General features: G+C 62.3%; 10 protein-coding genes and 1 tRNA gene. 7 read left to right on the plus strand and 4 right to left on the minus strand.

Annotation, left to right across the window (positions count from 1 at the left end; translation table 11 throughout):
- Positions 1-132: 132 nt before the first annotated feature.
- Positions 133-2,634, plus strand: coding sequence for a bifunctional diguanylate cyclase/phosphodiesterase (locus tag JQ629_RS18270; protein ID WP_212413847.1), 2,502 nt, complete (start codon positions 133-135; stop codon positions 2,632-2,634).
- A 10-nt stretch (positions 2,635-2,644) separates the two neighbouring features.
- On the opposite strand, the gene JQ629_RS18275 is transcribed toward JQ629_RS18270, so the two are convergent.
- A complete protein-coding gene (locus tag JQ629_RS18275) occupies positions 2,645-3,322 on the minus strand; it encodes an LON peptidase substrate-binding domain-containing protein (RefSeq protein ID WP_212413848.1) in 678 nt (225 codons plus the stop codon).
- An 89-nt stretch (positions 3,323-3,411) separates the two neighbouring features.
- The gene (gene trxA / locus JQ629_RS18280; RefSeq protein ID WP_212413849.1) at positions 3,412-4,335 is read right to left on the minus strand and encodes a thioredoxin; all 924 of its coding nucleotides are present in this window, start codon (positions 4,333-4,335) and stop codon (positions 3,412-3,414) included.
- A gap of 469 nt (positions 4,336-4,804) precedes the next feature.
- On the opposite strand from trxA, the gene JQ629_RS18285 reads away from it, so the two are divergent.
- From JQ629_RS18285 to JQ629_RS18310, 6 genes are all read left to right on the plus strand, one after another.
- Positions 4,805-4,879: transfer RNA gene (locus JQ629_RS18285), tRNA-Gly, on the plus strand.
- A gap of 190 nt (positions 4,880-5,069) precedes the next feature.
- Complete coding sequence (locus JQ629_RS18290; RefSeq protein ID WP_212413850.1) at positions 5,070-6,356, plus strand: DUF2157 domain-containing protein; 1,287 nt, start codon at positions 5,070-5,072, stop codon at positions 6,354-6,356.
- On the plus strand, positions 6,356-6,967 hold the full coding sequence (locus tag JQ629_RS18295; protein WP_212413851.1) for a GDYXXLXY domain-containing protein: 612 nt from the start codon (positions 6,356-6,358) through the stop codon (positions 6,965-6,967). The genes JQ629_RS18290 and JQ629_RS18295 overlap by 1 nt, the downstream gene beginning before the upstream one ends.
- A gap of 106 nt (positions 6,968-7,073) precedes the next feature.
- Entirely contained in the window at positions 7,074-9,401 is a 2,328-nt protein-coding gene (locus tag JQ629_RS18300; RefSeq protein ID WP_212413852.1) for a T6SS phospholipase effector Tle1-like catalytic domain-containing protein, read from the plus strand.
- A gap of 485 nt (positions 9,402-9,886) precedes the next feature.
- Positions 9,887-11,149, plus strand: coding sequence for a PQQ-dependent sugar dehydrogenase (locus tag JQ629_RS18305; RefSeq protein ID WP_212413853.1), 1,263 nt, complete (start codon positions 9,887-9,889; stop codon positions 11,147-11,149).
- A 197-nt stretch (positions 11,150-11,346) separates the two neighbouring features.
- The gene (locus tag JQ629_RS18310; RefSeq protein WP_212413854.1) at positions 11,347-11,925 is read left to right on the plus strand and encodes a c-type cytochrome; all 579 of its coding nucleotides are present in this window, start codon (positions 11,347-11,349) and stop codon (positions 11,923-11,925) included.
- 136 nt (positions 11,926-12,061) lie between these two features.
- Here the strand turns inward: JQ629_RS18310 and panE are convergent, their stop codons facing one another.
- Entirely contained in the window at positions 12,062-12,982 is a 921-nt protein-coding gene (gene panE, locus JQ629_RS18315) for a 2-dehydropantoate 2-reductase (RefSeq protein ID WP_212413855.1), read from the minus strand.
- Between the two features lie 148 nt (positions 12,983-13,130).
- On the minus strand, positions 13,131-13,868 hold the full coding sequence (locus JQ629_RS18320; RefSeq protein WP_212413856.1) for an SDR family oxidoreductase: 738 nt from the start codon (positions 13,866-13,868) through the stop codon (positions 13,131-13,133).
- Positions 13,869-13,915 lie beyond the last annotated feature (47 nt).

A 13,915-nucleotide genomic window follows, 5' to 3' on the forward strand; every position in this document is an offset into this window, starting at 1 on the left:
CCCTGATGTATTCAACCATTATACATTCGTTCTTTACGCGCGGATAACTACGCCCTCGGAAGCTGCAAAGAAATTAGGGAGTAAAGAACCAGCGCGGGTAACCATGGTGACGAACAACCATGGCCGAATGACATGTTCCGCGTTCTTAGCTGCCTTACAGTCGAACACGACTGGCGACTGGTTCTCCTCGCCGGTCTCGTTTGCTTCGTCGCAAGCGTTGTCGCCATCCATATCTTTCATCGGGCGATCTCGTCGCATGCCAGGACGCGGCTGATCTGGATTGCAATTGCGGGCGCCGCGATCGGGTACGGGATCTGGGCGACGCACTTTATCGCGATGCTCGCCTACGAGCCCGGTGTCACGACCGGATACGGCGTGGCCTTGACCGGGCTGTCGCTCGCCGTGGCAATGATACTGACTTCCGGCGGGTTCGGCTTCTCCGCCAATGCGCCCGGCCGGTGGCGAGCGCCGATCGGCGGCGGAATCATCGGCGCGGGCATTGCCAGCATGCACTATCTCGGCATGTGGGCGCTCGAAGTCCCGGGCCGGGTCACCTGGTCGCTCGATCTCGTGTTCGCCTCCATCATTGTGGGCATGATGTTCGGTTATGCGGCGCTCGCGTTCGCGGTCCGCTACAAGGATCTGTGGGGAAGATTTGTCGCTGCGATTTTCCTGACGCTCGCAATTGTCTCGCATCATTTCACGGCGATGGGCGCGGTAGAAATTGTCCCCGATCCGACGCGGGGACCTGACGAGATGTCACTTTCTCCCGCATTTCTCGCGGTGGCGATTGCCGGCGTGGCTCTGTCGGTGCTCGGGATGAGCCTGGTCGGCGTGCTGGCGGATCGCCGCCTCGCCAACCGGACGCGCAAATTCGAGGAAATCATCGATCAGCTCTCGCTCGCGCGGCAACAGGTCGAAGGCTCCCAAAAGGAATTGCAGGAGCAGAAGCTCAGGCTGGATTCGGCGATCAACAACATGGGCGAAGGTCTCTGCATGTTCGATGCGGAGAAGCGGCTTGTCGTCTGCAACGATCGTTACGCCAAAATGTATCAGTTGCCGCCGGAACTGTTGCTGGCGGGGACACCACACCGCGAAATCATCGAGCATCGCATCAGCAACGGCATCCTCAAGGGTGGCACCAATGACAGCACCGCAAAGCAGGTGCTGTCGGCCCTGAATGCGCTGCCAAGCAACGTCCCGGCAAGTCGCGTCGACGAGCTCGCCGATGGTCGATTGATCTGTGTTACGAGGCAACCGATGCCCGGCGGCGGCTGGGTGGCGACGCACCAGGACGTCACCGAGCAGCGCAGGTCCGAGGCCAAGATCACGCATATGGCCCATCACGACGCGCTGACCGACCTGCCAAATCGCGTCCTCTTGAGGAAGCGATTGGAGCTCGCCCTTTCCATCACGCGCAGGGGAGGCGCCGATCTCGCGGTGCTCATGCTCGACCTTGACCGCTTCAAGGAAGTCAACGACACGCTGGGGCACCCCACTGGAGACGCGCTGTTGCAGGCCGTTGCCGCGCGGCTGCTGGCGTGCGTCAGGGAAACGGCGATGGTCGCGCGGCTGGGCGGCGACGAGTTCGCCGTCATCGAGTGCGTGGAAAATCCGCTGGTGGAAGCCGTGGCGCTCGCCGAACGAATCAAGGCCGAGCTTTGCGAACCTTTCGATCTTGGCGATCACCGGGTCACCGTCGGAACGAGCATCGGCATTGCCGTTGCGCCGCGCGACGGAACCGATTCCGATGAAATTCTCAAGAAAGCGGACCTCGCCTTGTATTCCGCCAAGAATGGCGGGCGTGGTTCCTTCCGTTTCTTCGAGCCGGAACTCGACGAACTCATGCATGCCCGCCGCAACCTCGAACGGGATATGCGCAGCGCGCTTGCCAATGATGAGTTCGAACTGCGCTACCAGCCGATCGTCAATTTCAAGAGCGGCAAGATCAGCGGCTTTGAGGCGTTGCTGCGTTGGCATCATCCCCAGCGCGGCTGGGTGATGCCCGGCGACTTTATCCCGCTTGCGGAAGAAACCGGTGTGATCGTGCCGATCGGAGAGTGGGTCCTGCGGACGGCGTGCGCGGAGGCGGCAAAATGGCCGGCCCATCTCAAGATCGCGATAAATCTGTCTCCGGCTCAGTTCAGAAGCAAGGACCTGGTTCGGGTCATCGTCAGCGCCCTGGCGAGTTCGGGAATTGCGCCACCAAGACTTGAGCTCGAGGTGACCGAAACGGCCATCATGCACGACAGCGAAGCCGTGTTCGCTGCGCTCGGTCAGCTGCACGAACTGGGCGTGCGAGTTGCCCTGGACGATTTCGGCACGGGTTACTCATCGCTGAGCTTTTTGCAAAAGTTCTCGTTCGACAAGATCAAAATTGACCGCAGCTTCGTCAGCGAGCTGACCAGCCCGCAGGAAGAGTCCCGCGTCATCGCGCGTGCGGTGGTTCGATTTGCCGTAAGCCTCGGCAAGACCACCACGGCCGAAGGCGTGGAAACCCAGGAACAATGGGACATCCTCCGCGGAGAGGATTGCGTCGAATCGCAAGGTTATTATTTCAGTCCGCCGGTAACGAGCGCCGAAGTTGCGAAAATGGTGCGCTCGCGGGCCAAGGCAGCCGCGAACGCGGCGTAGCCGGCGCGGTTTACTGCAGTCCCGTATCGCCGCCGCTGGTGCGCTTCTTGGCGAGGTCCATCTCGGTCACCGCGATCAGGATTTCCGCCCGCGTCTTCAAATCGGGCGCTTCCAGCATCGCCTGCTTCTCGGCGGGGCCATAGGGCGACATCATCGCCAGCGCATTGACCAGCGCCTCGTTGGGCGCGCTCTCGATGCCTTCCCAATCCACTTTCAAATTGTTGGCGTTGAGAAAATCGGTCAGCACCTCGAGCAGCGCCTCGCGGTCGACGGCCTCTTCGCCCTTGCGCGCGGTGAAGTCGTCAACGAAGGGGAAGAAATCCACCTTGCATTGCCGGTACGCGGTCAGCACCGTCAGCTCTTCGACCACCCGAAAGCGCGAGACGCCGGTGAGTTCGAGGATGTAGCGGCCGTCGCCCGATTCGGCGAGCTGGGTGATGCGGCCGACGCAGCCGACCTTGAACAGCATCGGCCGGGTCTCGTCCTTGCTGTGGGAAATATCCGGCTGGATCATCCCGATCAGGCGGTGGCCGTCGCGTAAGCTGTCGTCGACCATCGCCAGATAGCGCGGCTCGAAGATGTTGAGCGGCATCTGGCCGCGCGGCAGCAGCAGTGCACCCGGCAGCGGAAACACCGGAATGATTTCGGGAAGCTCGCCGGGTCCGCGGTATTCGGCATTGATCGGCATCTGCGGCCCCGGCTCTACTGCATGAGATGTCTATGTATTGTGCGTATTCTTATCGCAAAACCGGTGTCCGCGGTTACGGAATACGCAACTCACGAGAACAGGATCGTCGACAGCCGCCTGCGTCCATCCACGGTCGCTTCATCGGCGCCGCCCCACGCTTCGAAGAACTGCACCAGCTGCTTGCGCGCGCCATCCTCGTTCCACTTGCGGTCCCGCTTGACGATTTCGAGCAGCTGGTTGGTCGCTTCGGCACGGTTGCCTTGGGCGTTGAGCGCGGTCGCCAGATCGAACCGGGCCTGATGATCGAGCGGGTTTGCGGCGACTTTCTGTTCCAGCTCGGTGACCGGGCCGACGGATTGCGCCTGTTCGGCGAGATCGATCGAGACCTGCACGGCCTTGACGGCGGCGTCATTGCGTTTGGATTCCGGCACCATCGCGATGGTCTGCTTGGCCTGCTCGATGGCGCCTGTCGTCACGTAGCATTTCGCGAGACCCGCCAACGCGGCGATATTGGTGGAATCGATCGACAGCACCTCGGCATAGATCTGCGCCGCGGCAGCCGCATCGCCTTCCGCCAGCACGGCTTCGGCCTCCTGCAGAATTTCGGCAATGTTCGGTTCGCCCGGTGCGGCCATGCCCTTGGTGAGCTTGTCGATGAAGGCGGTGACCTGGCTCTCCGGCACCGCGCCCATGAAGCCATCGGCGGGCTGGCCGTTGACGAAGGCGATCACGGCCGGGATCGACTGGATTCCCATCTGGCCGGGGATCTGCGGATGCTGGTCGATGTTCATCTTGACCAGCTTGACCTTGCCCTTGGCGGCGCGGACGGCCTTTTCGATGATCGGTGTCAGCTGACGGCACGGACCGCACCACTCCGCCCAGAAGTCGATCAGCACCGGCTGGCGCTTCGATTCCTCGATGACGTCCTTCACGAAGGTCTGGGTGGTGGTATTCTTGATCAGATCGGGTACGGCCTGCGGCGCGGGGCCGCCGCCCTGCTCAATTATCGTCACGATGTATCCTCGCCTGATGTCTTGAGAATTGGTCTCGAAAGCTGTCCCAGAGATTGGCGCCCTTCTAGCACGGAAGGGCGCGAAGTTCTTATCCGCTAGATGGCGGCTTGGTCACAAAATTCAATCGGCCCCGGCCGCGACCGGGCCTCGTCCCAAGGGGCCCAGGGGTGGGCGGCCTCCCATCAGCGGCCCGGCCGGCGCGGCGAATTGACCGGCCGGCGGATCGGCGTGTCCGGGAGGAAGTCCGAATCGCGGCGAGATAGGAAGGCAATTTGACCCTTGGGTTGCCACCCTCCAGGCCGGGGAACCGATTAATGCGGTTTGGGCGTTGTTTCGGACCGATTCGCGCCAATTTATTAAGAAAATCCGCCTGTCGGGGTGGTTTCGGCCGTGTGCTGGCTGTTGCATTCACGGCCTGCATTTGGCATAGCTCTGCCGTTGCCGGCGAGCGATCGCCGACATCTCGGATGCGGGTGTAGCTCAGTGGTAGAGCACGACCTTGCCAAGGTCGGGGTCGAGGGTTCGAGCCCCTTCGCCCGCTCCAAGATTTCTCGCATGCCAAAGCAATGATTGAACGACAAGCCGCCGTCAGGCGGCTTTGTCGTTTGTGGTGGCGGGCGACCTGCCGCGGCTTGCTTCTTTCCACCGAACCTGCATGCCATCTTCTGATACCAAGCATTGCAGCGTCGTCTTGTGCCACGCCGCAAGGATCGTGACGCAAGCGGGGCTGACAATTGTTCGAACGTGGATATCGGCAGCGCCTTGAGGCGGACCTGGTCAAATGGGTCGCAGAGGGCGTGATTTCGGGCGACGCGGCCCATTCCATTCGCAAGGCGCGATTTGGCGAAGAGGCGACCTCGCGCCTGCCCGCCATCTTCGCGATGCTCGGCGCCCTGATGCTGGCGGCCAGCGTCAGCGCCTTTGTTGCCGCGAACTGGCAGGAGATCCCACGCCTGGTCAGGCTGGTCGGCATTCTCACGCTGATTGCGGCTTGTTTTCCCGTTGCCCTGCTACTCGGCCGACGCGCGATCCCATGGGGCGCCGATGCCGCCGTGACGTTCGCCACGCTGTGCTTTGGCGCCGGCGTGGCGCTGGTCGGCCAGATGTATCATCTGCCGGGCGACTGGCCGGCGGGCGCGATGCTGGTGGCGATCGGCGCGCTCATCGCGGCCGCGCTGACGGGCAAGAGCGGCCCGCTCGTGATTGCCTTTGCGGCGATGACGGTCTGGTCGTTCGGAAGGTTCGACGACGCGCAATGGCACGAAATCCATTGGCCGTTTTTCCTGCTGTTCGTTCCGGCATTTGCGTTGGCGCTGGGCCGCGAAAATCGCCTGGTGGCGCATGCGGCAGCTCTGGCGCTGGGCGTCTGGCTGGCCACACTGATGTGGGCGCCAGCGGATCGCCTGATCCAGGGCGGCATTGCGTTCTCGGTAGCCTACATCGCGATCGGGCTGCTGGCGCTGGACCGGGACTGGCCCGCCGAGTTCCGGGCGCTCCTGCCATGGGGTGGCTGGGCCTTCGGCGTGTTTCTCTGCTTTGAAATCGAACTCGTTCTGGAAAAATCAGTCCGCTCCGCGCACGCCATCGATGCACATCTCGGCCTTGCCTATGTCGCGGCGGCGCTCGCGCTTGCGGCCCTCGCGGTACTGGCACGGCACAGGGACAACGGGCGGCTTGTGATCATCGCGGCCTGCGCCATTGGCTTGACGATTCCGCTGATGCTGGCGGGCGGCCCCGCAATTCCGAGCCGCGTGCTGATTCCCATCGCCGTGCTCGTCAGCGCGGTGGCCTTGATCGCAGGCGGCCTGCTGGTCGGCTTGCGGACATTTGTCGTGGTCGGCTACGCGGTGTTCGGCGTTTCGATATTGATCCTGCTCTGGCGCACGGTCGGCACGTTGCTCGACCAGTCCCTGTTCTTCCTTGCCGCCGGTGTCGTGCTGCTGGGGCTCGCCTTGGGGGCGCGCAAACTCGCAAGCTGGTCAAGACATGCCAATGAGCAATCCTCAGGGAGTGCAGCCTGATGAGTACCGTCGACAGCCTGATCGGGCGCGTGCCGTTGCTCCCGCGCTACATCCTCGCCGTGCTGCTGCTCTGCGGACTGATCCTCGCGATGGTCTATCAACGCGCGGAAATATTGCGAAATGGCCAGGAAGTCCGGCTTGAGATCGTGCCCGTCGACCCGCGCGACCTGTTTCGCGGCGATTACGTCATTCTCGATTATCAAATCTCGTCAGTTGACCTGCCGAAGGACGCAACGAGTGAGTTCAAACGGGGACAAAAAGTATTCGTGACCCTGCGGCCCAACGAGAACGGCAAGGCGAGGGCGGTCGCGATCACATCCGAGCGGCCGGCAGTGTCCGGCGCCGATATCGTCATTCTGGGCAAGGTGGACGCGGGATCGGTTTGCCCGCCCAACGAGGAGGGGCTCAGAGTCTGCAAGCCCGGAATCCGCGCCGCCCTCGTGAAATACGGGCTCGAGAGCTATTTCGTGCCGCAGGGCGAGGGCAAGAAGATCGAGACGACCGAAAAGGCGCGGCTGGAGGTGGTTGCGGCCGTGACGCCTTCCGGCCAGTCGGCGATCAAGCGCCTGCTGATCGACGGCAAGCCCGTCTATGACGAGCCGCCGTATTGACTGAAGGCGCCCTGCCCGCGGGATGCTTCTCTATTCGAAGAGAACGTGGCAACCTCTAGTACCCTAGGTTGCATGTTCATTTCATGCCACGGGCGAGGCATGTCCCATGAGCCGAAAAATCATCCTGCTGTCCGACGGCACCGGCAATTCCTCGGCAAAAGTCTGGCGCACCAATGTCTGGCGCACCTTCGAGGCGCTGGATCTCTCCGGCAACGACCAGGTCGCATTGTATGACGACGGCGTCGGCACCTCGTCGTTCAAGCCGATGGCGATCCTGGGTGGTGCGTTCGGTCTCGGCCTGCGCCGCAACGTGATCGCGCTCTACAAATTCGCCTGCCGGAACTATCGCGACAAGGACGACGAGCTGTTCGGCTTTGGCTTCAGCCGCGGTGCCTTCACCATCCGGATCGTGATGGGGATGATCGACAGCCAGGGGCTCGTCAAAGCCGATAACGAGGTTGAACTGCACAGCCTGGCGAGTGCGGCCTACCGCACCTATCGCAAGGACCGCTACCCCAAACTGAGATTTGAACGGCCGTACCAGTGGATCCGCAACAAGTTCGGCCCGCACTACCCGCCAAGAGAGGTTCGCAGGAACGTCAAGATCAGGTTCATCGGGGTCTGGGACACGGTTGCCGCCTACGGCATGCCTGTCGACGAAATGACCCGCGGCATTCATGACTATATCTGGCCGCTTGAACTGCCGAACAAGCATCTGTCGCCGAGCGTCATGCGCGCCTGTCAGGCGCTGGCGCTCGACGAGGAGCGCACCACCTTCCACCCCCAGCTCTGGGATGAAACCGCTGGTATCCATGGTGCGGCATCGCCGGCCGAACCCGGCGGGAAGCGCTTCATCAAGAACGAACGCATCAGCCAGGTCTGGTTCGCCGGCGTGCACTCCAATGTCGGCGGCGGCTATCCCGACGATGCGCTGGCTCACATCCCCTTCGTCTGGATGATCACCGAGGCGAAACGCTGCGGGCTGAAATTCAAGTCGGATTATGCGGGCCAGCCGCCGAGCCCCGACCACATGATTGCCGATCCCGACACGTTCAAGAACGCGATCTCGAAGCGCGACAAGGACGGACGGCTGTACGATCCGCGCAAAGGCGTTGGCGGCTATTACCGCTACGGACCGCGCAAGCTGGTGCCGGCCTTCTATCCGAAGAAACTGGAAGAAGACGAGGTCGACGTCATCAGCGCCAAGATTCACGAGACTGTGTTCCGGCGCATCGAGAACAACGCGCATGCCTACGCGCCGGTCGGCCTGCCGCCGTACTACGAAGTCGTCAAGGAAGATGGCGAGATCGTCTCACCCGACACTTTCAGCATCGCGCCGTCGACACAACCGTTCGAGACCAGCGCGGCCGCGGCGCAGCGCGCACTGGCGCAGGAGCATGTCTGGAACTGGGTCTGGGCACGCCGTATCGCCTATTTCGCTACCGTCGGCGCGACGCTGTGGCTGATGATCTTCCCGCTGGTCTCCAGTGCGCCACGCTACGATGAATATACCAGTCCGATCCGGTGGGTGTCGGACTTCGTGCGCTTTGCGTTGGGACTTCTTCCAACCCTCGCATCGACCTGGGCCGACGGTTATGCACGCGCGCCAGCCTGGTTTCTGGTCATGGTGGGCCTGGTCTCGGCGCTGTTGTATGTGAACTCGTGGATCGCAGGCCGGACCTCGCGCTTGATGGCTTCGATCTGGCGAAAATCGCCGCAAGCGCCGACAGGCCTTCCCGACAACGGGATTTACGGTCTGCGCAGCAGTCCGCTTTACATCCATTTCCACGACAAATTGAAGACCATGATCGCGCCTTTCCTGTTCGCGGTGATGTTCATCTATCTCGGATTGGCGTTTGTCAGCCATCTCGCTTACGACGGCTTCGACACGGCCGGACTAACCTGCGTGCGTCGAGATACCGATCCGAAACCTGCGGTGCTGGCCGTCAACCAGACCTCGCGCGTCGAATTCAAGACGTCGGATTTGTGCAAGGCGACCGGCATCCTGCTGCAGCATCGCGGCCGCTATTATGTGACCATTCAACCCGGCGCCAAAAGCGGCGAAGACAAGCAATGGTTCAATGGCCTTGCCCGCATCGGCACGCCGGTCGGGGGCTTTTCCAGCAAGGAGCGGCCGCAATGGTACGAGCGGGTCTATCTCTGGCTATTGCTGCCGATGCGGCGGGAATTATCCAAGGACTGGTTCCGCATCGTGCTGCGTTTTGGCAATGTCGGCGGCGAGGAGGACTCCTACGAGCCCGATCCCTATGACGACATCATCCAGTTCAACATCACGCCGACGATTGCGCCCAACGGCAAGGAAGAATTGTTCGTCTTCGTCAACGACGCCGTGATCGGCATTCCCGGTCTCTATGATTTGCTCTACCGCAACAACCATGGCACCGCGGTGCTGTCGGTAACGCGAAGAAGGTAACGGGACGGTCTCGCGCGAGGTGGGCCGCGATTCCGTCGATCCGACGTCGCCGGCAATCGCATCACGCCAAATTGACCAAGCCTATTCGCGGACACGCCGGATCGCGCCCGGCTGAATGATTCTTGCTCGAGCCCAATGAGTTGCCGCATCCGCGGCAGAGCCGGTCAGGCCTGTCCCACCGAGAACTAACGCGCGCGCGATCTGCCTGTTTTGTGGAAGCCCGCCGTTCGGGACGCGCACCGTTCGATCCGGCCGCGGCGCTGGCTTCAGACGTATATTGCGGTGCAGCGCGTCTTTCGCAAAAAGTCCGAAAAATTTTCTTCGCAATCTAATTTCGTCTGACAGGGTAGCGCAGCCTACGCTTCTCTCCTGCAATGGATGTGCTAACATTTTGCAGTCTACTCGACCCCACCTGACCAAGTTCGCCTCTCAACGTTCAAAATAATAACAGGCGCAGCCCCCAAGGCTGCATAGGGAGTGACGCGATGAAATCGGCTTTCCATCGATCTATTCTTGCGCTCACGGCGATCCTCGTTGTCGCGGCGGCCAGCCAGGCCAACGCGCAACAGAAGCCGCTGAAGAAATACGAATCCGGCACCAAGGAATTCTGGACCAACCCGCCGCCCGACTGGTTCCTCGGCGACGAGACCGAGGCGCAGAAGGGGCAGGCGCCGCCGTCCGGACCGCCGACCGGCGCGACGGACGCCGAACTCGCCAAGCTGATCCCGAAAATCAAATTGCCGGCTGGCTTCAAGATCGAGGTCTACGCCTCGAACGTGCTTGCGGCGCGGCAGATGGCCTGGGGCGACAAGGGCACGCTGTTCGTCGGCTCCTTCGGCCTCGGCAACGTCTATGCGATCAAGGACAATGGCGGCAAGAAGGAGGTCAAGACCATCCTCAAGGGCCTCAACATGCCCACCGGCCTCGCGTTCCGCGACGGCGCGCTCTACGTCATCGCCGTCGACAAGCTGATCCGCTACGACAACGCCGAAGCCAATATCGACAATCTCGGCGCCGGCAAGGTGGTGTATGACGACATGCCGTCCTACGCCGCGCATGGCTGGAAATACATCGCGGTCGACAAGGAGGGCTGGTTCTATCTGCCGTTCGGACCTCCCTTCAACATCGGCATTCCGCCGACCAGCGTTTCGCAGATCCGCCGCGTCGATCCCAAGACAGGCAATGCCGAGATCTATGCGCTCGGCGTTCGCAACAGCGTCGGCGGCGACGTCGATCCGCGCACCGGCCGGCTCTGGTTCACGGAAAATGCCCGTGACTGGATCAGCGACGACTTGCCGAGCGACAAGCTCAACATGATCTCGAAGATCGGCGAGCATTTCGGCTATCCCTATTGCCACCAGGGCAATATGCCGGATCCGAAATTCGCGATGGGTCACAAGTGTTCGGAGTTCACACCGCCCGTGCTCAATCTCGGCGCGCATGTGGCGCCGCTCGGCATGAAGTTCTACACCGGCAGCCAATTCCCCGCCGAGTACAAGAACAACATCCTGATCGCCGAACACGGCTCCTGGAACCGGAAAAAGTACCAGGGCGCCCGGATCAAGCGCGTCATCGTCGGTCCGGACGGCAAGAACGCCAAGCAGGAGATCTTCGCGTCCGGCTGGCTCGAAGGCGACCAGGGCTATCTCGGCCGTCCCAACGACATCATCCTCGACAAGGACGGCTCGATCCTGGTGTCCGACGACTGGGCCGGTGCGATCTATCGCATCAGCTACGCCAAGAAGTAAGGCTTTGACGATCAGGGGCTGCGGTTGCTCGGGAACGAGTGGCCGCAGCTTCGCGTTTGTGAGGACTTCGATCGAACCCAACAGCCGTCATTCCGCGGCGCGCGAAGCGCGAGCCCGGAATCCATAACCACGATAATGCGTATGGATTCCGGGCCTGCGCCAAGTGGCGCATCCCGGAATGACGGAGGAGAGTGATGATGCGGACTACGTTAGCCGGAAGCCTGCTTGCAGCCATGATGATCTGCGGCCCAACCCATGCCGCCGATATCGCCGCCGGCAAGGCGAAGGCCGAATTGTGCGTCGGCTGTCACGGCGAGAACGGCATTTCGCAAATGGAAAACATTCCCTCGCTGGCGGCGCAGCCGGACATGTTCATCCAGTGGCAGTTGGTGTTCTACCGCGCCGGCGCCCGCAAGAGCGAGCAGATGCAGCCGGTCGTCGAGCAGCTCAACAACGAGGATATCCGCAATCTCGGCGCCTATTTCGCGCAGCTCCCGCCGCCGAAGGCGCCGCCCGACGACAAGCCGGATCTGTCGAAGAAGGGCGCGCAGGCGGCCTTGGGCGGGCGTTGCGCGTCGTGTCACCTGCCAGACTACGCCGGCACCAAGGCGGTCGCCCGCGTCGCCGGGCAGCGTCAGGATTATCTCATCAAGGCGTTGCACGACTACAAGTCAGGGGTGCGGTCCGGCGGCGGCATGGCGGCGATGGCGAGTGTCGCCTATTCCCTCAGCGAAGAGGAGATCGAGGCGCTGGCGCATTATCTGGCGCATCTCTAACCGTCGTCCCGGCGAAGGCCGGGACCCATACCCTGTGACACTTATTGTTTTAGAAGGCGTCCAACGTCAGCGTTCCCGCCGACAGGCCGCGGCGTCTGGGTCCCGGCCTTCGCCGGGACGACAACGAATAAAACCTTCAGCCCCGCTGCTTTTCATACGCCTTGAGATGGGTGTAGGTGATGCGCAGTTTCGGCACCGGAATTTTCGCAGCGTCGGCACGGGCGACGAGATCGCCGATGACGTGATCGGCTTCGACCGGGAATCCCGCCTTGACGTCGCGGAACATCGAGGCGGTCATGGGCGAGCCTTCCGCGGTCAACAAACCGCGGGTGCGCTGGAAGAACGGTCCACCGGGCGCAAAGCCTTCCGCTGACGCGACCGCGCTGCATTCATCGAGCATGCCGAGCAGGAAATCCTTGCCGCCCGTCACCGCCAGGATGTTGCCCACTGAAGTGCGCATCAGGCAGGTCGAGGCCGCCAGTGAGGCGAGGAATACCCACTTCTCCCACATGTCCTGCATGATGTGTTCGCTGGCAACAGCGCCAATGTTGCCGCTGGTGAAGATTTCAGAGATCGCACGGACGCGATCCGACATCTTGCCGTCGCGTTCGCCGAAATTGAGCGACTGCATCGGCGCCAGCTGAACCACCTCGCGCGCCTCGTTGAGCGTCGCGGCAATCGCGCACAGGCCGCCCAGCACACGCTCCGCGCCAAATCTTTCGTCGAGCACGTTCAAGTGCAGCATGCCGTTGAGCAGCGGGATGATCGAGGTATTTGGACCAACCGCCGGCGCAAAGGACTTGATCGCGTCCTCGAGGTCGAACGCCTTGCAGCTCAGCAAGACAACGTCGAACTTTTCGCTGAGCTTGTCGGCCTGCACCGTCGGCGGATTTTTCAGCGTGACGTCGCCGGCAGGGCTCTTGATGACGAGGCCGGCGGAGGCGAGTTCAGACGCCCGCTTCGGCCGCACCAGGAACGTCACGTCGCGCCCGGCCTGAAGCAGCCTGCCGCCGAAATATCCGCCGATGGCGCCGGCGCCGACCACGAGAATGCGCATTCTTAAACTCCTTCTTGTTCTTGCTTACTTGAGCCAGAGCGCCCGAAACACACTCTCGTCATGCCCGGCCTTGTGCCGGGCATCCACGTCTCAACACTGCAGAAGCAAGCAAGAGGTGGATGGCCGGGTCAAGCCCGGCCATGACGAATTACCACTTCTCCCCGAACGGACGAATCTCCAGCTCGAACGTCCAGGCGCTGCGCGGCTGTTGGTAGAGCTGCCAATAGGACGCCGCGACCGAGGCCGGCGGCATCAGCAGATCCGGATTGTTGAGGGCTTCCTTGCCCCAGAGCTGTTCGCGGCGCTCGCGCACCCAGGCGGTATCGACGCCGGAATCGATGATCAGATGCGCAACATGGATGTTCTTGGGGCCGAGCTCCCGCGCCATCGATTGCGCCACCGCGCGCAGGCCGAATTTCGCGCTGGCAAAGGCAGCAAAACCGCTGCCGCCGCGCAGGCTCGCGGTGGCGCCGGTGAAGAAGATGTTGCCCTGGCCGCGCGGCAGCATCAGCCGCGCCGATTCCCGGCCCGCCAGGAAGCCGGCCCAGCAGGCCATCTCCCAGACCTTTCGAAACACGCGGTCGGTGGTCTCAAGAATCGGGAAATTGACGTTGGCGCCGACATTGAAAATGCAGACCTCCAGCGGCGCGTGCGCGTCGGCGTCGTTGAGGAAGGCGGCGACCTCGTCCTCCTTGCGCGCATCGAGCGAGCGCGCCACGATCGCCCCGCCTGCTGCCTCGATCTCCTTCTTCAACGGCTCCAGCTTGGCGCCGTCGCGCCGGCCGGCGAACACGGTGAAGCCTTCGGAAGCGAATTTCTTGGCAATTTCGCCGCCGATGTAGTCGCCGGCACCGATCACCGCGACGGTGGCGTTTCGTTTTTGCATTGGTGAACTCCTTGCCGCGTCATTGCGAGGAGCGAAGCGACGAAGCA

Source organism: Bradyrhizobium sp. AUGA SZCCT0222 (assembly GCF_018130205.1).
Classification (GTDB): Bacteria; Pseudomonadota; Alphaproteobacteria; order Rhizobiales; family Xanthobacteraceae; genus Bradyrhizobium.